Here is an 18,472-nt window from a genome sequence, read left to right on the forward strand (position 1 = left end):
CTACAACTTCCCCGATCGCAAGATGGCGATGACCAGCCAGAAGCCGAGCACGGCGGCGGTAACGAAGCCGATCAGGCCGAGGATGGGAAAGCCGTACACTGTCATGCCGATTTGGCGGGTCATGATCAGTGACGAGCCGACGATAATCGCGGCGATAATCATGGCGAAGGCGAGGCGATTGGATGCCTTTTCGAGTTCGAGGATCAGTCGTTCCAATCCCTTGTGCTCGAAGGCGATCGAAAGCTCACCGCGCCGAAGATTGCGGGCGATCCGCCGCATTTCAAACGGGACGTTAATCATCAACTCGCGCAGGTCGGCGAAGTAAGAACCGATCTCCGAAACGATTTGGCGTGGCTCGAACTTGCGCGAGGCCAGCTTCTTGATCGCGGGGCTGAGTTCTGAGACGAGATTATACTCGGGGTTGAGTTTGCGACCGACTTCCTCGTAGGTGCCGAGCGCCTTGCCCAGCATCAGCAACTCCGGTGGAAACTTGATGTGGTGGGCGGTGATGATGCGATAGGCGTCGAGCAGCATCGAGCGCATATCCAGCTTGGCGAGCGGCACCCCATTGTAGCGGTGCAGAAACATCGACAGGTCGCTCTCCAGGACGGTGGGCACGATGTCGTCGGTGAGAAGTTCGTGATTCTGCAAAACCCTCACCAGGCGGCGCGAATCGTCGCCGGTAGCGGCCACCACCAAATCGGAAACCAGTTCCAGCGAGCTGCGGGAGAGGCGTCCCATCATGCCGAAATCAACGACAGCGATACGATTCCCCGGCAAGGCAAAGAGGTTGCCCGGGTGCGGGTCGGCATGGAAGAACCCGTGCTCGAAGATTTGCCGGGCGACGATTTGGCCGCCGATGCGGGTGATCTCCGCTGGATCGATACCGGCGGCACGGAGCCGGTCGATCTCGGAAATCTTGATGCCGTCGATATAACTCGTCGTTAAGACCTTGCTGGTACACAATTCCCAGTGGATTTCCGGTAGAACGATACGGCTGTCGTCGGCAAAATTGCGGGCAAAGATTTCGAGATTGCGCGCCTCGACGCCGAAGTCGACCTCTTGCCGCGCAGTCTTCCAGACTTCGTCGACGATGGCGACCGGGTCGAACGGGCGCGTCTCCGGCACGTATCGCGCCAGCAAGCCGGCCAGGTCGCGCAGAATCGCCAAATCCTTCTCCAGAATCTCCGAGACGTTAGGCCGCTGCACTTTGACAGCCACGGGCGAACCGTCTTTCAGCGTAGCGCGATGGACTTGCGAGAGCGACGCGGATGCGCTCGAATCTTCGTCGAAGGTGGCGCACACCTCATCGATGGGCCGTCCCCACTCATGCTCAACGATCCGTTTGACTTCTGCGAACTCAAACGGCGCCACCCGGTCCTGCAATTTGGTCAATTCGAGGGTCAGTTCGGCGGGAATCAGAAAGGGACGCGTCGACAGGATTTGCCCCATTTTGACAAAGGTTGGCCCCAATTCTTCGAGCGCCCGGCGGATCCGTTCGGCCCAGTTGAGCGAGGCGATTTCGTGCTGGCGCGCGAACAACTTGCGGCTGCCGATCTGCAGGTAGCCGATGATATTCATGCGGTCGAGGATTTCGCCAAAACCGTATTTCACCAGAACGGCAACAATTTGGCGATAACGTCCGAGATTGCGATAGGTCTTATGCAGATCGATTTGCGGCATGTTTTCACCCGGTTTTACACCGCGCAAACCTAATCAGATTACAGCCGCGAAACAATCACAAAAAATCTTGGCGGACTTGCCGGGCAGCGCCGCTTCAGAGGAAGTCGACGCTGATGCCGGCCGAAAGTGTAGTAAAATCGGTGTCGGGATTGCTGTTGACCTTCTGGAACTTCCCTTCCACAAACAGGTCGACCGGAAGGGCACGCATATCCAACTTGACGCCGGCCACAAGATGGTAGCCAAAGTGGGTTTTATCGGCGGGAATCGATATGGTCACATCCTCATACTCGCCCAACGGACCGGAGTAGCGGTAGCTAACCGAGTGCGAAGCCACGCCGGCGCCGACGAAAGGCTTTAGCAGCGGAAACGCAAAGACGAACTTCCCCGTCGTATGTACGATCCAGTCCTTGGTCTCCGCCTCGACTTCTTCCCCAAACAGCTCCAGCTTCTCACGGTCATCGAAACGTTCGAAGCCAACCTCCAGGTCGAAAGCACTGCGTCCGAACTTGGCGAAGACACCAAAGAACTTGAAGTCGTCGAATTTCAAGTTCGAGATCTTGATATCCGGGTTGTCGTATTCCGTGACCTGGCCCAATTTGGCGCCGAAGCCGAAGCCGGTCACTGCCGATGCGGGTACCGCCATAGCTGCGACGAGGAACAGCGCGGTCACGAGAATCAGCAAAACCTTAGGTCTGACAAAGTTCACAAGTCAGATTTTGAAGTCAAACAACGCGATCGGCAATCAAAATAACTCGGGAGGCGTCCTTCGGACGCACTGCTACAGTGGCCGATTGACCAGCAGCACCAGACAGGAGTCGTCCTCACGCAAGGTGGCATATTTCGCCCGATAATACGTTGCCGTCATTGCGGTGTCGGGAAGAAGATACTTGTGGACGACGACATGCGTGACACCGGCAGAGTCAAGTTGTCGTTGCTGGTGGTCGAGGTCCGCGAAATCAAGACGGTCGATCAGCGACCGGCCGATCTTGCGGGTGGCTGCGCCCTCAACGATCGGAATGCCGTGAATGGTCTGTTGCATCATGTAGTACATGGTGGGCACGTAGTCGTTCGGCAGATTCATGTATGCGCGCGGCGCCGGTTCGTCAGCGCGAGGTACGAGGATCGAGGGCGACGTGACCGGTGTCGTCTCACGACAGACTGAGAAAAAGTCAACTCCAAGCAAGACAACAAGAGCAGCAAATAGCAGGCGGCCTTTGGAAGAGCCGCTAAGCCAACGCCAATGAATCGAGAGTGCATTGGCGACGATAACTGCCCAGAACAAGTAGACATAGACGATGAAGCGCGCCGGTGCGCGGAGATTTGCCAGGAACGGGATGTAGGCGATGACGGTATACGGCAGGCCGATCGGCAGCGACTTCCCGAAGAGATGCAGTTGCGGGCCCAAGGCCAGTACCGCGAACGCGGTGAATCCCAGCCACCAACGCGCCGCCACCCGAACTATCTGCCGGCCTGCCGACAGAACGAGCAGGATCGTAATGATTCCCAGGTAGGCGGCGGCCTCGTGATGGTTACCGGTGTAGCTGGTATTCGCTGCCCGAATTGGCTCCCAGTCACCGAGCGGGTGCGCCAAACCCGGCACGACGAGACCGCCAAAGTCCGTCACGAATGTGTTGCGGCCGCCAACATCCGACTCGGCGGTTGAGAGCGCAATCTTCACCATCGGTACCAGCCACGGTGAGAGCAGCAACACGGTGGCACCGACGATGACGACTGAGCGCTTAATAAAATCACCTAACCACCAACGACGATTGCACAGCGCCAGATAGAGATAGGCAAACGCCATGAAGTAGCCCGCCATGATCATGTAAGTCCAGTCGCAGAGTGTGTTCAGAAGGAACAACGCCGCGGCGAAGACGAGGCTGGAGGTCTTGCGAAACCGGACAGCATCCCAGAAGGTCAGGACAAAGAACGGTATGAATTGAATTGAGTTGATGTGGATATGGTGTTGCGAGTGCTGGAAATGGTTGGGATTGAAGGCGAACAAAAACCCGCCAACCAGCGCGGCAGCCGAGTTGCCGGTCACGCGTTTGACCAACAGGAATGCTCCCAGCCCGGCCAGCGGATAGCCGTGAAGCAACACCAGATTGAAGACGGTCACGCCATCGAAAAACAATCGCATTAAGAAGGTGAACAACAGATTGTAGAACGACCAGGCGAAGTAGTAGAGGGTTGACCCTTCAGGGAAGTAGATGGAATTGCTGAAGCTCAACGATTGCGGGCCGAGCAGTACTTGGTCGTTAGCCCACCACAAGCTCCAGTAGCCGGCAAGGTTGTCTTCCGGCGGTCCGATCAGGGCGGTGTTGATCGTGCCGAGTGTCGGGAAGAAGTAGATCGCCGTGAGCACGCAATAGGCGAAGCATGCCACCAGCCAATCGTAGCGGAATGAAGCGGCGGAATCAGGGCGCTCCACACCGATACTCGACTGCGCCAGCAACCATTTGGATACACGCCACAAGCCGTACCAGAACAAGACAGTAAGCGGGATCCCGACGAAGAGATATTGCCAGAAGATCAGGTCGGCACGCGCCAGATAGTACGGCAGATCGTGCCGGGCAAAATCAATAAACGCGACCGTCTTGTGCCCAGCCACGCTGGCCTCGTAAGCCGAGCGGATGAGATCGTGCGCGAAAAGAGCGTAAAGGATCGCCAGGACGAAAAGGACAGAGACGGTTACGGCCAAGTAGCGCAGTGCGCGCTGTGACCAGATGAAGTGCAACAGGGAGGGAACGCTCACGGGCGCAACTCACCGACCAGCCGCAGCCAGCAGGCGGCAGTAGTAATCTTCGTGATTGCGAACCATTGACTGCAGCGAGAATTTCTCCATCACCAAGGCACGGCCCCGCCGCCCCATTTCGCCGGCTATCTCGGGGTGGTTGACCAAGTAGAGAATCTTCTCTGCGAGGGCGGCGGGATTGTCGACTGGAATCAGGCAGCCAGTGCGGCCGTCGTCGATGACTTCCCGATTGCCGCCGACGTCGGTTGCGATCACCGGCAGCCCCTGGCACATGTATTCAAGGATTGAATTCGAGAACCCCTCCGAGCGTGAAGTCAAGACACCAATCGTGGCGGAGGCTATCTCGGCACGGACATCGTTCAGGCTTCCAAGAAACTGCGCTTGGCCGCCAACCCCAAGCGCTTCAGCCCGCGCCATCAGACGACCTCGTTCCGGCCCATCGCCGATGATCCTGAATGCCACATCGGTACGACTCACACTCACGATCCTTGCGGCATCAATCAAGGTGTCGACAGCCTTTATTGGCCGGAGGTTTGCCGTCATGATGACAATTGGCCGTGCGGGACGCGAACCGTGCAGCACCGGCGCAAGGTCGACGCCGTTGTAGATAACATCAAAGCGGTCGCGCGGCAGATGCTCGAGGCAGGCAATGGAGTCAGCTACAGCTTCGGAGTTCGCCAGAAAGCGATGGGGGTAGCGATTGGCGAGGCGCAGGTAGCACCGTTCCTTCCAACCGAAACTATAGCCAAGATTGCGGCGGGAAGAGATGATGACCGGCACCTGTGCCCGGCGCGCGGCAGAGCCGCCCACCAGGTGCGCCTCGGTAAAGAAGGTCTGGACAACGGCGACGTTGCGCGAGCTCATCAGGACAGCAAGCTTGGCACGTTGACGCAGGAACTTCGGGGTAAACATCCGGTCGAGGTCGAGACAGTGGGTCTCGACTTGCGCATCGCCGGCGCGGACAAATTCGCAGTCCTGCAGGCTGACGATGATTGGCTCGAAGCGAGCACGATCAAGCGACGAGGCAAGTGTCAGGAGGCTGCGTTCGGTGCCGGCGCGGCCGTTGCCGAGCGAGCCGATGACGTACATGACGACGAACTTGCCGGCGCTCATCTTGGCCCTTTGCTCAGGTGCGGCTGCGCATGATGCCGGTCAGGAAACCATAGCCGAGGGCGAAGTGAATGACGAAGAAGATGGTGGGCAAGTAGAAGATCAGCCATCCGGCGGCCTTGCGGCGGACGATGAGCAGCGATGTGATCAACACGATTAACAAGTAGAGAACAACGATCGCACTTGCCAGAGCGCCGAGCTTGGGTGAGAGCATCCAAGTGAGCGGAAAGAAGATAACGCCGAAGGTAAAGGCAGCCGTGATCAGGGCGCCTTCTCCCAGCGTGCTGGGGTGTTTGCGGTAGAGCCGCCAGCGACCCAAGCCATAGCGATAGAGCTGCTTGAACAACGAGGCCAGATTACGACGGGCAACATATTCGACAGTCAGCTTCGGTGAGATGTATGCTTCCAGTCCTGCTTTGTCGGCGCGAGTGTTGAATTCGACGTCCTCACAGGCATCGAACGATTCGTCGAAGTAGCCGATGGTCTTAAAAACCTCGCGGCGATACATGGCGCCGGAGGAGGCGGCCCGCACCGGGCGTTCGCGATTGGAGTAGATGGTCGAGTCAAGTGCATGGCCCAAGGTGGAGGCGCGTGCCAAGGCAACAGCCTTCTGGAACGTCGACTGCGGGCTCATGGTCAGCGGCTGCGGGCGACAGAGGACATCCGAGCCAGTCTTCTCGAAAAGCGCGACCATATCGGCCAGCATCGTCGGCGAGACGATATGGCAGTGCCCGTCGACGAATGCGATGTACTTGCCTTGGGCGGCGCAGGCGCCGATGTTGCGCGCTTTGGAGGCCAGCCGACCGGGATTGTCGAGAATTCGAAAGTGAGGAAAAACGGTGCGATAGTTTTCGGCGACGGCCTTGGTGTTGTCGGTGGAGGAGCCGTCGACGACGAGAACCTCGACCTGATCGAGCGACAGCGACTGCCCCGCCAGATCCTCGAGAACTGATTGAATGTAGCGCCCCTCATTACGCACGGGCAAGACGACCGTAACCAGGATCGTGTCGCTACCAGCAGATACCATGATAATTGTCACCCAAAGCCGCGGGGTTGTCGCTGATGCGCACCAGATCGACAATCCGGCGGTCGCGCGCGGCCTTGAGGGCCAAGGCGTACTCGGGGTCGTAGTTACCGACAACGATGACTTCCGACCCGTACACGACTTCGTCGATCGAGGTGGCGAACAGCTTTTCGATGTGGGGAATTTCTTTCTCGATGAACGCCTTGTTGGAGCCGAAGATGCGCGCGAGATTGACGTGACGATCATAGATCAGCAGTTCATAGCCTTTGCCGATCAGGCGTTCGGCGAGCCGCACCAACGCCGATTCGCGTAAATCATCAGTGCCGCCCTTGAACGCCAGTCCGAGAAAGCCGATCTTCTTCTTCTTGAATGAAGTCACCAGTTGAAAACCTTCGTCCAACTGCTGGTCGTTGGACGGCGGAATGGCCGCAATCAGCGGCGCCGCGTAGTCCATCTTCCGAGCTTGATACAACAACCCGCGCACATCTTTGGGCAGACAGGAGCCGCCATAAGCGAAACCGGGTTTGAGGTACATCGGCGAAATATTCTGTTTGGTGTCCAGGGCGAACAAGCGCATCACTTCGTGGCCGTCGATTCCGAATCGGCGTGCCAGTGTGCCGATTTCATTGGCAAAACAGATCTTGAGCGCGTGGAACACGTTACAGACATACTTGACCATCTCGGCGGTGCGGATCGTTGTGACTTCAAACGGTGCGTTCACGAAGGAAAACAACTGCTTGACAACCTCCGCGGCACCTTCGGATTGAACGCCCACGACCGTAAAGGGCGGATGATAGAGATCGTCGACGGCCGAGCCCTCGCGCAGAAATTCCGGATTGAAGCAGACATCAAAATCGAGATACACGCGCTTGCCGGAATGTTCCTCCAAAATCGGGATGACCACCTCTTCGGTTGTGCCGGGCGGAATTGTCGAACGATAAATCAGGGTATGGAAGCCCGACTTATTCTTCAGCACCTGGCCGATCTTCTCGCTGACCCGGGTAACGAACGTGAGGTCGACGTCGCCGTTCGGACGCGACGGCGTACCGACACAAATCATGGAGACATCGGTCTCGTTGATCGCAGAACGCGCGTCCATAGTCGCGGAGAGCGTACCTTGACGCACCACATCGCTGATGATCTCAACGATCTTGTCTTCAACGAGCGGGCTTTTGCCCGCAGTGATCTGCTCGACCTTGTCTTTGCTGATTTCGACGCCGATGACGCGGTGCCCCTCTTTCGCCAAGCAGGCCGCCGTGACCGCACCTACGTAACCCATGCCGAAGATCGAGATTCTCATGACCGCCTCATTGCCCCCGCAATTCAGGACGAAGTTCTGGACGCCACCAGCGCTTTCAGGGCGTCATACAACACACTCGCGGCCCGGCTCCAGGAATAGTGTTCCGTCACCAGCCGGTATCCGGCTTCGGCAATTCTACTACGTTTGTTGGCGTCAAGCAACAATTCCTTGACGGCATCGGCAAATGCCTCCTCGCCGTCGGCGATAACCAGGTGCTCGCCATTGACTAACGGCAGTCCCTCGGCACCGATCGAGGTGGAGATGACGCATTTCTTCATGGCCATCGCTTCATAGATCTTGATTCTTGTCCCGCCGCCGACCCGCAGTGGTACCAGATAGAGCTGCGCCGCCGCGACATACGGACGCACATCATCAACTGTGCCGGTAACCAAAGTGTCTCTGTCGGCGTGCGTAGTGGCCACTATCTCCGGTCCGGGACGCCTCCCAACAACTGCAAAGGATACTGCAGGGAAGGCCTTTCGGATTCGCGGGTAGATTGACCGATAGAACCACCAAAAGCCGTCGATATTCGGCATCCAATCCATCGATCCGCAAAACACCAGGCGTCCAGCGATCTCGCCGGTCTGAGGTTGAAAATACTCCACGTCGACGCCGGTCGGCAACATCGTGTATGTTTTCAGACCAAAGTCCTGCTTCAGAAGTTCGCCGTCATCCCTGGATACTGTCAGTACTACGTCAAATTCGGCGCAGGCCGCACGTTCCGTCCGTGCGACTCTTCCCTGCTCGTAGTCAAAATAGAGCCGCTTCAGAAAGTTTGACTCCACTTGGTGGTACCGTCGCCAGATCATGGTCTCGACGTTGTGCTCGAAGAGCACCGTCGGCAGGCCTTGGACGTGCTCGGCGCACCAGGCCATCTCCAGGAAATCACAGAGGGCGACATCGTGCCTGTCAGGTGTCCCCAATTCGCGGACGAGCGCAGTCATTTCCGGAGACATGTATTTCTTGACAATGTAAGGCCGCTGTGATGTCAGATTGCGCAAGACGCGGAAATAGAAACCGGGGCCGGACTTGATCTCCTCCCCGCGCGGAATCGCCTCCACGCGAACGCCGGTCGCTTCCAATTCGTCGATATACCGCTTCGGATGGTCGGGCGGGACATAGCAGAGAAAGGTGACGTCGGCGCGCCGGGCGAGTTCGACCAGCAGGTGCTTCGTGCGAATTTTGCCGCCAGTATCGGCGGGCAGCGGAAAGTCAGACTTGATCCAGAGGACTCTCACGGACAAATCCTTATGGCTTCCGGAGTGCAGCCTTTGAAAAAGATTGAGTGCCAGATCTCGAGATTCAGAAGGGTCCAAATCTGATCGGAGTAATTGTACTTCCCTGCCCGATGCAGTTGGAACATCTGCTCGATGACGCTGCGGTCGAAGAGCTCGAGGCAGAGCGAGTCATCGCCCAGGATCATTTGCCGAGCTGCATCATGATACTCCTCGGCAAACCATCGTCGGATCGGAACCGGAAAGCCGGCTTTGGAACGAGTGAGGATCGCTTGCGGGATGTCTTTCCTGAAGGCTTGTCGGAGAACTCGCTTCGTGTTAAAGCGTTTGATCTTCATGTGATCGGGCAGTTGAAACGCGAACTCGACCAGTTTGTGATCGAGAAACGGCACGCGTGACTCGATTGAGGCTGCCATCGACATCTGATCCTGCTTCATCAGCAGTTCCACCAAGTAGGTCTTGACATCGGCGTAGAGCATGCGCGCGAGCGGCGAATCAGAACTGGAGCGAGAGTGGTGTTCGAAGTAGGCCGCATAGACGGTCCCGGGGTCGATGCCCTGCCACAAGGGGCCGGACAGAAGCCGCTTCAGCCAGGCGCGCGAGAAGGTTGAATAGTTGTCGAGCAGTAGCGACTCCAAATCGGCATCGAGATACATCGCCGTGCGGACGGCCTTGTTGCGATATGGCAGCTTGTACGGCAGCGCGTCGATCATCGGCCGGATCACCCGACGTCGGAGCGAGGCCGGCAGCACCCAGCGCAGCAGACGATCGGCGCGGAAGTTGTACAAGGTCTGATAGTACCGCTCGTAGCCGCCGAAGAGCTCATCGGAACCTTCCCCGGTCAATACCACCTTGACATGTTTGCCGGCCAATTCAGAGACTTTGTAGAGCGCGACCGATGACGGGTGAGCCATCGGCTCGTCTTCGTGATAAATCATGCGCGGGAGGAGCTGAAAGAAGTCCTCGGTCGACATCGTCACTTCGTGCTGATCGGCACCGGCGTGGCGGGCAGCGAGTCGGGCGTACTCAAGCTCGTTAGCCTCTCGTTCCGCGAAAGCAACGCTGAAGGTTGCGATCGGACGTTCGACCATCCGGGCCATCCGGGCGGCGATTATTGTGGAGTCGATTCCGCCGGAGAGAAACATGCCGAGCGGCACGTCCGCCATTAACCGGAGACTGATCGATTCGTCCAGCAGTTCGCGTAAGCGTGTGGCAGCGTCTTGCTCGGAGATGGCCGGGTCAATTTGAATCTGCCCGCAATCCCAATAGCGGACGATGCTGACGATCCCGTCCTTGAGCTCCAGATAGTGGCCTGGTTCGAGTTTATGGATTCCGCAGAAGAGCGTCGTGTCGTCGCAGGTGTACTTGAGCGCCAATACTTGCAGGAGTGCCCGGTGATTCAACTCGCGGCAGATTCCCGGCAGCTCCAGCAAGGCTTTGATTTCGGACGCGAAACCGAAAAATTCCGGTGTGTCGACGTAGTAGAGCGGCTTGATTCCAAGCCGGTCGCGCGCGATGAAGACGGAATTGACGCGCCGATCATGCAGCGCAAAGACAAACATGCCGCGCAGCTTGTGCAGTCCGGCGCTGCCGTCGGCGGCAATGGTGTTTATGATCGTCTCGGTGTCGGAGAGCGTGCGGTAGCGATAACCCCGGGTTTCCAAGTCGCGGCGTAAATCGCGGTGATTATAGATCTCGCCGTTGTAAACAATCCAGATCGTCTCGTCGGCATTGGTCATCGGCTGATGTCCTCCCGCCAGATCAACAATGGAGAGGCGACGGTGACCGAAACCGACGTTGCGGTCGAAGTAGTAGCCGTGGTCGTCGGGGCCGCGATGGACGAGTTTTGCCGTCATGCGCTTAACGGTGTCGGGCTCAACGTGCCGATCAGGATCTTTGTAAACCAGTCCGCAAATTCCGCACATGATTGCTATGCCTCGTTCCCAACGGTAACGATGCGACTCATTGACGGGTCAGGTGCGATGATGCCGTCGGCACGACTGACGCGCAAGACCCAGACGGCACCGTCGAAGGTCAGGTCGACATACTGCAGCGGATGAGCTGCGCGAAAGAGCTCGCCTCCATTGAACTTCAGTCGTGAAGCGTTGACAAGGACAATGTGCGCGGCTTCCAGCGGGCCGAAAGAGGCATAGCCGAATTCCGCGTCGGTATCAAGGCGCTGGTCCGGGCTTTCTTCGAAGCGGAAAAGATAGAACTGCTCGGCCTCGTTTTCCGGGGCGTTGGTTTGCGTTCGTTCGTAGAGTTGTGCCGGTTCTGCGCCGCTTCGACGGCCGGGAGCAGCAGCTCCGGGAAGCAGTACCCAGCCGAGGTGAGTCTCTCTGGCGAAGTGGGCAATGACGCGCAACGATCCGCCCCAGTGTCCGCGGCCATAATCGATTGGTACCCAGGAATTGGTCATCTCGACATCGCAGGAATAGAGACCAAAAGGAAGTATCGTCAGGCTGGATCGCCGACCGGCAATGATGCCGGTCTTTTCCTTCCACTGTATCGGTTGCGCGGCACGAAAATCCCAGGCCGCCTGCACCGGCTTCTGCGCAATTACAGAATCGGCTACCAGCCAGCCGCCTTCGCTCAGGAAAATCACCGCGCGCTCCAACTCGACCAAGTTCCCGCCATCAAGATTTACCGAATATGCGGCGCGGAAGTATTCCGACGCGTCACAGCGCAAATAGGCGGACAGTCGACAAGCCGGCTGGGCTGTCCAGGCAAATACGTCCTCCGGATCGTAATACTCGGCGCCAAAAATGCGCGGACCGTTATGGGCCAGGCACGAACGGAATTGATTGCGGCCGGCCCGATTACCGGTGTAGCTATACGTGCCGGGGTCGATTAACAGCGCATCTTCGCCGACAGCGATCTCCAGGTGCAGGTGATCGGCGTGCGAATGCGGCGAATCCAGATAGCCAAACCGGCCGAACTGGAACACCGAATAGCAGTCTTGAGCACGCGACACTAACAGACCGCTGTCCTTCAGCAGTGCTGATGCGATTTGTTCGCCGCTTCCAACCGTCTCCGCTTTGGGGGCAAGCCAGAAGGCTTCGAGTGAAACTGCTTCATCCGCCTGATGAATGCCAAGATAACGGGTGGCGGCGGTCAGAATCGGCGAGTAGTCTTGGGCCGCCGGCCGCGAGAGAAAGTAAAGGCGGCCGCCATCGTCATCGCCGATCGCCGGCCAGCGGCCGTCGGGGCGCTGCAGAAGGCGCAGGGTTTCGACCATTCCCGTCAACCGTCGGCGGACAGCCGGCGGCAGAGGATCGCCGTTGCGCTCGGCCAGAAGGAGGAACGACAGTGTAAATTCCAGCGCATAGGCATGATAACAGGTCGTCATTTCCGCGTGCAGGTCGTCGTGAGTGAATTGGCGATCAAGCTCCTGGAGGAGCAGCCGACGGCCACATGAGCGCCATTCGGCGGCTTCGCAAAATTCGGGAAACACCGTACCGAGGAGGTATAGGCCGTAGGCTTCACCCAATAGATGCGTATTGGGCGCGAAATAGACCGAAAGATGATCACGCAGGAAGCGGCCGCTTATATGAAGCAGCCGATACGCGTCCGCCGCCACCGCAGGCGTGACCGACTCGCTCCCGCGGAAGGCGAAGACCGCCCACGCGACCGACTGTGCGCGAAACGCAAACTCGAGCGCGGAACAGAAGTTGATCCCGTGATAGTCGCGATTGTGTCGGTTCCAATCGGACAATAATGTCCAAAAGTGCGCCGAAAACTGCTCTTCGCCAGTCAGGAGGTAGGCTTGCGCCAAGTCATACACAAACTGCAGGCGCGACAGCTCCCAGATGATCTTCGAATCGCCGGCAAGATCGGAGTCTAAATACGGAACCTCGGCATAAAACGCCTCCGGCGCCGACCGACGCGCGTCGGGGTCGAAATTCCACGAGGTCGGCGATCCATAAGAAATCGGCGGCCGGTGAAAAACCGGAAAGGAGCCTTGGAGAATGCTATGGGCATAATCCTGGATTCGGGCCTGATCATCCGGCGCGTGACGACGGACGAATTCCGGAAACTCGGTCGATCGCGAGAACCCGGGAAAGAAGCGAGCTGGGTCCTTGTCTCGCAGCGCCTGCCGGAGATCGAGGCTCTCGACGCCACCGTAAGTACGCGAGAACGCTTCCGTGAAAATCTCACGATAGTTCTCGGGACAGAACCACGAACGCCCGGCAGCATGATGTCGGCGTTCGCGCCGGCGGTTCAGTTGTTCGCGCGCCCGAAACGTCAATTCACGGAAATTGCCCGCGGCGACCTTGCGCAGCACTTTGGCGAATTTGCTCATGTTCGGCCAAGCACCTTCAAGTAGACGCCGGCCCATTGCTCGCGCACCTGCTCCCAGCTGAAGCGGGCAGCGTCGGCGCGGCCGCCGGCGATGATTGCCGCACGCAGTTGCGAATCTTCCATAACTGTAACTAGTGCCTGCGCCAGCGCATCGTCGTCACGCATTGCGCACAGCAGGCCGTTCTCCCGATCGCGCACGACATACGGAATGCCGCCGGCATTGGTCGTGACGACCGGCAGGCCGCAGTAGAAAGCCTCAATGATCGCGACCGGCATGTTGTCGATGACAGAGGCGTTCAGGAAAATGTCGGCTTCGTCGAACAGACGGGCCATGGCTTCGCGCTCGACTCGACCGGTGAAGGTCACTCCCGCGATTCTTTCCTCGGCAACCAAGCGGCGCAGGTGTTTCTCGTCGGAGCCGCTGCCGACAATCTTGATTGTGGCCTGTGGATAGCGGTCGCGGAAGCGGGCAAACGCGCGCAGAGCCGTTTCGATATCGTACAGCGGTTCGAGGTTGCGCGCCACCAGCACCCGTGGCGCGACGCTCGCGCGATCGCGGAATTTGAAAATGTTGAAGTCGGAGATGTTGAAGATCGCCTCCGCTCGAAAGCCGTGCCGGCCGAAGATTTCGACCAGGTATCCTGAAGGCACAACGATCAGGTCGGCCTTGCGAATGATCCGATGGCAGCTTCGCCGCCAGCGCGTAAGGTGGTCGTCGGCCTCACCGGAACGGTAGTTGAGAATGCACCTCTTGCCGAAGAGCTTGGCGATCAAAATCGCCGGCGCCGGCGCCAGCAGAAACGACAAGTACGAAGCGCTGAAGACGTGGATGACATCATGACGCGGAATGCGCTGCAGCAGCCCGCCAAGGTAGAAGACCGAGACGATCACCGTACGCAGATACTTGATGCGCGTCAGATAGTTCAGCGGCCACCACGGAACCGGATCGTGCGGCTGGAAATCTGCAGCGACGTCTTCTCGGCGGAAGTTGCGCAGCAGGAGGTCGGCCTGCACGGCCTGGCCGCCCATGATGTTGAGCGACGGCGCAACAATGAGTATGCGCACGCCATTCAAGCGCTCACTGATAGGCCTAACGGCGGACATTGCACTCGCTCGTAACATAACGGTACTTGCCGGACTTGTCGTACTTCAACTCCCCAACCGCCTGATAATCAATCGTCACTGCTCCCCCTAGAAGCCCTTCCAGCCGTGATCGAAAGCGGCTCTTAACGTCATCCGCGATCACTGCACCGGACAAGTGGCGGACCCGAAACGCCTGCGGCGCGGTCTGCACAACCTGCACCTTCTGTTGCAGGCCGCTGGTGCGAAGCGCCATGATGATCGCCTCCCCGGCGATTCGCGCACCGTCCGGACGGATGATCAAATCAACCACGCGGCCGCCGACCGCCGTGATCCGCCGCCAACTGGATTCGGCGGCGGGAGATGCCGCTTCGAGCTTGACCAAATCGCCAGTGCGGTATCGAATCAGCGGCATGGCAAGATTGTAGAGATCGGTAACCACCAGCTCGCCCATGCCGTTCCCCGCGACTGTCCGGCCTTGCTCGTCAAGGACCTCCAAGTAGTATGTCGGCTCGAAGACGACCATTCCGTTGTGTTCCGGCCCCGCAGCAGCGACGGTGCCGATCTCGCGCGCGCCATAACGCTCGTAGGTATCACAGGCAAAGACCGCACGAAACAGCTCGCGTTGCCAATCATACGTCGGTTCGGCAGTGGTGATGATGCGCAGCACCGGCGGCACGTGAGCGCCAGACTCGCGAATCTGCTCGGCAATGACGGCGAGCATGTTCGGATAGGCATAGATGGCGTCCGGACGATGCGTCTGCAATTGCCTGATAAACGCAACTATCGCTTCCCGACCGGCGTCGAAACTGTAGAAATAGATCGCACGCTCGGACAAGAAGTTGGCCAGGCGCCCCTTAAGGGAGGCGACCTGATCAACGTCGATCGGTGAACCCCAGACCCAGGCGCGTTTGGTTCCCGGGAGGATTTCGAGGCGTGCATTGAAAAAGTAGTCCTGCGCCCGTCGCACGGCCGTCACGTCACGATCGCGATAAAACGTCAACGGCACGCCGCTGGAGCCGCCGGTGGAAGACTCGATCAACTGTTCGCGCGGGAAGGCGTTCGACAGGATGCGATCCATCTGCTGATTCAGATCATCCTTGTCCAGCAACGGCAGGACACGAATGTCATCGCAGTTCTGGATCGTGCCCGCACTCAATCCGACGGCAGCCAGACGGTCGCGATGGAATGGCGACGTAGCCGCCGCGTGGCGCAACAACAGGCGGAGTTTCTCAAGACGATGGCGTTCGAGCTCTTCCGGAGAAGCGCCCCAGAATCGCCGCAGATCTCGATAGTGACGTAACAGGGCGGACTCCCCGCGGTACGCCAGCAGAAGCGGGTACCCAATCGAGCGCACGAATCGATTCGCCAGGCTCATGCTTTCGGCTCCGGCTTGATTTCGCAAATAGAGAATCGGTACTTCCCTGATGCTTCGCGTGGGATCTCCGGCACCTGGTGGAATTCAATTGACATGTCCGCACCGAAAAAGTGCCGCACCTTCTCTCGCACCAATTGGCGCGATTCTTCGGTGAAGTCAGGTCCGGTCACCAAGTTGAATTCCAGCCGATCCCTGACGCATTGCACGATCTGCGCTTGCCTGATCCCAGGAACCTGCGCGGCCAGGTAGATGGTGAGCGCCGCGCCGGAGACTCTGCGTCCGTCGGGAGCGAGCAGGAAGTCAGTAGTACGGCCAGCCACCATTTTCATTTTCGGCAACGTCACCCCGCAAGGGCACTCTTCCTCGGGGGCCGCTGCACCGACGTCACCGATCTGGTAGCGAATGAAGGGAAACGCCAGATTGCCGAGCACGGTGACCAGGATCTCACCCGACTCTCCGGGTGCGACAGTCTTCCCGCCGGCTACAAATTCCAGATGCAGATAATCGGCGCCGATGTGCAGTCCATTGTGAGCCGAGCATTCCGAGGCAATGACCGAGGTCTCGCGCGATCCGTAGCGATCGAAGACTTTCACGCCGAAATGGCCCTCAATGAGTTCACGGTTTTCCGACGTCAACACCTCCGCCGAGGTGATGATCGTGCGCGGCGGCGGCAGTTCAATTTGACTGGCTTTCAGAAAATTGACAACGAGCGCCAGGGAGTTGGCATAGGCCAGGATCACCGAAGGTCGAAACCGTAGGTAGCGCCCGACGAATTCGCGCAGGCGCACATCGGAGAGATCGGAGCTGTCAAGAATCAACTGGCGGTCGATCAGCGTGTTGCGTAGACGGGCCTTCACCGAATTCAATGCCGACAGGTCGGTCTGGTGGCCCCAGATCAGGGCGGTCTTGTCGCCGCGGCGGTAACCGGCCCAGAGATTGTGGCGGAGCGTGGCGGCTTGCCGTTGCTCCCAGCGTTCTCTCTCATGATAGAAGACAATCGGCGCGCCGGTGGAACCGCCAGTGCGGTTCTCGATCAGATCCGATCGCTGGAATTGATTGGAAATCAGCCGCTCGCGATTTGCCTGGATGTCGGCCTTGGTCAGCGGCGGGATGACTGCCAGATCATCAAAATCGCGTAAGGTCGCGGGGTCGAAGCCAGCCGCGCGGAAGCGGTCGCGGAAGAAGGCGACATGGTGGTCGGCATGCAGGAGCACTTCGCGCAAACGTCGCAGCCGAAGATCCCGCAGGTGGTCGCGCGAGAGGCGTTCGCTCTTGCGCAACTCCTTAAGTATGGCCAGTTCCCGGCTGCCGCGTCGGAGTGCCAGCAGCGGGTAGAGGATATCAGAGACGACTTTCTGGTACACTTGGTATTCGACCGTCCATGCACTTGCTGCCCGCGGCGCCATCGGATCCAGACCGCAGACTCATGCTGCCAGAGATATAGCACGTCCCAATGCCGTGCGGCAAAGGCAAAATGCAGATTCAGGATTCGAATCGAGGGAGCTGGATCAGGCTTTGAAGCCGAAGGAAATCGATTTCTTCGGGCAGGTGCGGATGCACTCGCCACAGGAGGTGCAATCCGGCAAGCCAAGCGAATCGCCCTTGAGCAGCGGTTTGATTGTCGGACACGGAGACTTGATCACACAAACGCCGCAATCATTGCAGGTCTGGCGATTGATACGCACCCGGGCCGGCGCGATCTTCTCCAACAACCAACTGAACGCACCGATGGGGCAAATCAGATAGCAGAATGGCCGATAGAGTGCCAGGCTGGCGAGCACCAGGATCGGCATAGTGATCCAGAAAAGCGTGTTGAAGGTCCAGTGCAGGTATTCAAAGTAATTGATCGGGTCGTAGACGCTGTATGCGGAATAGGCCTTCCAGAGCGGCGTGCCGGCCATGCCGGTCTCCGCTCCGAGGGCATCCATGTATGATTTCGCCCAGAAGAACGTCAGGAAGAACATTACCAGCAGCATGAAGCGCACGGCATTAAAGGCGGTGAAATTGAACTGCTTGATTCGCCATTTGACCGGAATCTTGTTGATCAATTCTTGAAACGCTCCCAGCGGACAGACCCAGCCGCAGAACAGCTTACGGCCGATCAGGCTCGGCACGAAGATGATCAGGAAAAAGGTCAGGAAACCGACAAACCACTCGCCGTGCGTGAAGCGGAACATAAATAACTTGGTCACGGCGCACATCGGACTTGGATGCAGCGGAAAGATCTGATCACTCCCAAACACCACGAAGATCACCGCCAGACCGACCAAGCGCACCCAGAGGTTTATCGCCCGCGCAAAGAGCAGGATCAACCCGGCCGCCATCAAGCCCAGCATCGTCAGATACTTCGGCGCCGACATAATGGTCCAAATCGTCGGTTCCGCTTCTTGTTGGTCACCATGCGTGGGACTTGCCGTAGTCGCTGAAGATGCTGCCGTATCGGCGGGGGTTTGGTGACTGTGCTCGGCCGCGGGATCGCTCGGCCCGGACTCGGTCGCTTGCGCCAGCAAGGCAGGAGTGAGATTCGCGAGGAACAGAGCCATCACGAAGATGAGAGCGGTACGTGCGAGAAGTCTGGTCACATTGACAAGAATATCAATATTGA

General features: G+C 58.4%; 13 protein-coding genes. All 13 read right to left on the reverse strand.

Features of this window, described 5'->3' with window-relative positions:
• A complete protein-coding gene (locus IT585_02595; GenBank protein MCC6962117.1) occupies window positions 1-1,683 on the reverse strand; it encodes an AarF/ABC1/UbiB kinase family protein in 1,683 nt (560 codons plus the stop codon).
• A 94-nt stretch (window positions 1,684-1,777) separates the two neighbouring features.
• Complete coding sequence (locus tag IT585_02600) at window positions 1,778-2,365, reverse strand: outer membrane beta-barrel protein (protein MCC6962118.1); 588 nt, start codon at window positions 2,363-2,365, stop codon at window positions 1,778-1,780.
• 96 nt (window positions 2,366-2,461) lie between these two features.
• Window positions 2,462-4,438: a hypothetical protein gene (locus IT585_02605; protein ID MCC6962119.1), complete on the reverse strand. Its 1,977-nt coding sequence runs from the start codon at window positions 4,436-4,438 to the stop codon at window positions 2,462-2,464.
• Between the two features lie 9 nt (window positions 4,439-4,447).
• Entirely contained in the window at window positions 4,448-5,551 is a 1,104-nt protein-coding gene (locus IT585_02610) for a glycosyltransferase (protein ID MCC6962120.1), read from the reverse strand.
• A gap of 13 nt (window positions 5,552-5,564) precedes the next feature.
• Complete coding sequence (locus IT585_02615; protein MCC6962121.1) at window positions 5,565-6,575, reverse strand: glycosyltransferase family 2 protein; 1,011 nt, start codon at window positions 6,573-6,575, stop codon at window positions 5,565-5,567.
• Window positions 6,559-7,872, reverse strand: a complete 1,314-nt coding sequence (locus IT585_02620; protein MCC6962122.1) for a nucleotide sugar dehydrogenase — start codon at window positions 7,870-7,872, stop codon at window positions 6,559-6,561. The genes IT585_02615 and IT585_02620 overlap by 17 nt, the downstream gene beginning before the upstream one ends.
• A 23-nt stretch (window positions 7,873-7,895) precedes the next feature.
• Complete coding sequence (locus tag IT585_02625; GenBank protein MCC6962123.1) at window positions 7,896-9,110, reverse strand: glycosyltransferase; 1,215 nt, start codon at window positions 9,108-9,110, stop codon at window positions 7,896-7,898.
• The gene (gene asnB, locus IT585_02630; GenBank protein ID MCC6962124.1) at window positions 9,107-11,032 is read right to left on the reverse strand and encodes an asparagine synthase (glutamine-hydrolyzing); all 1,926 of its coding nucleotides are present in this window, start codon (window positions 11,030-11,032) and stop codon (window positions 9,107-9,109) included. The genes IT585_02625 and asnB overlap by 4 nt, the downstream gene beginning before the upstream one ends.
• Window positions 11,033-11,037: 5 nt before the next feature.
• Window positions 11,038-13,410 carry a heparinase II/III family protein gene (locus IT585_02635; GenBank protein ID MCC6962125.1) on the reverse strand — a complete coding sequence of 791 codons (2,373 nt, stop codon included), beginning with the start codon at window positions 13,408-13,410 and terminating at the stop codon, window positions 11,038-11,040.
• Window positions 13,407-14,474: a glycosyltransferase family 4 protein gene (locus tag IT585_02640; GenBank protein ID MCC6962126.1), complete on the reverse strand. Its 1,068-nt coding sequence runs from the start codon at window positions 14,472-14,474 to the stop codon at window positions 13,407-13,409. The genes IT585_02635 and IT585_02640 overlap by 4 nt, the downstream gene beginning before the upstream one ends.
• Window positions 14,475-14,499: 25 nt before the next feature.
• Complete coding sequence (locus IT585_02645; GenBank protein ID MCC6962127.1) at window positions 14,500-15,867, reverse strand: phenylacetate--CoA ligase family protein; 1,368 nt, start codon at window positions 15,865-15,867, stop codon at window positions 14,500-14,502.
• A complete protein-coding gene (locus IT585_02650; GenBank protein ID MCC6962128.1) occupies window positions 15,864-17,231 on the reverse strand; it encodes a phenylacetate--CoA ligase family protein in 1,368 nt (455 codons plus the stop codon). The genes IT585_02645 and IT585_02650 overlap by 4 nt, the downstream gene beginning before the upstream one ends.
• 144 nt (window positions 17,232-17,375) lie before the next feature.
• Complete coding sequence (locus IT585_02655; protein MCC6962129.1) at window positions 17,376-18,449, reverse strand: 4Fe-4S binding protein; 1,074 nt, start codon at window positions 18,447-18,449, stop codon at window positions 17,376-17,378.
• Between the last annotated feature and the right edge of the window lie 23 nt (window positions 18,450-18,472).

The sequence above is a fragment of the Candidatus Zixiibacteriota bacterium genome (assembly GCA_020853795.1).
Taxonomy (GTDB): Bacteria; Zixibacteria; MSB-5A5; order CAIYYT01; family CAIYYT01; genus JADJGC01.

Bases quoted from the DNA above. Each gene is read 5' to 3' on its own strand.
- IT585_02615 (MCC6962121.1), bottom strand. From the start codon at position 6,575: ATGGTATCTGCTGGTAGCGACACGATCCTGGTTACGGTCGTCTTGCCC.
- IT585_02620 (MCC6962122.1), bottom strand. From the start codon at position 7,872: ATGAGAATCTCGATCTTCGGCATGGGTTACGTAGGTGCGGTCACGGCG.
- IT585_02645 (MCC6962127.1), bottom strand. From the start codon at position 15,867: ATGAGCCTGGCGAATCGATTCGTGCGCTCGATTGGGTACCCGCTTCTG.
- asnB (MCC6962124.1), bottom strand. From the start codon at position 11,032: ATGTGCGGAATTTGCGGACTGGTTTACAAAGATCCTGATCGGCACGTT.
- IT585_02635 (MCC6962125.1), bottom strand. From the start codon at position 13,410: ATGAGCAAATTCGCCAAAGTGCTGCGCAAGGTCGCCGCGGGCAATTTC.
- IT585_02610 (MCC6962120.1), bottom strand. From the start codon at position 5,551: ATGAGCGCCGGCAAGTTCGTCGTCATGTACGTCATCGGCTCGCTCGGC.
- IT585_02595 (MCC6962117.1), bottom strand. From the start codon at position 1,683: ATGCCGCAAATCGATCTGCATAAGACCTATCGCAATCTCGGACGTTAT.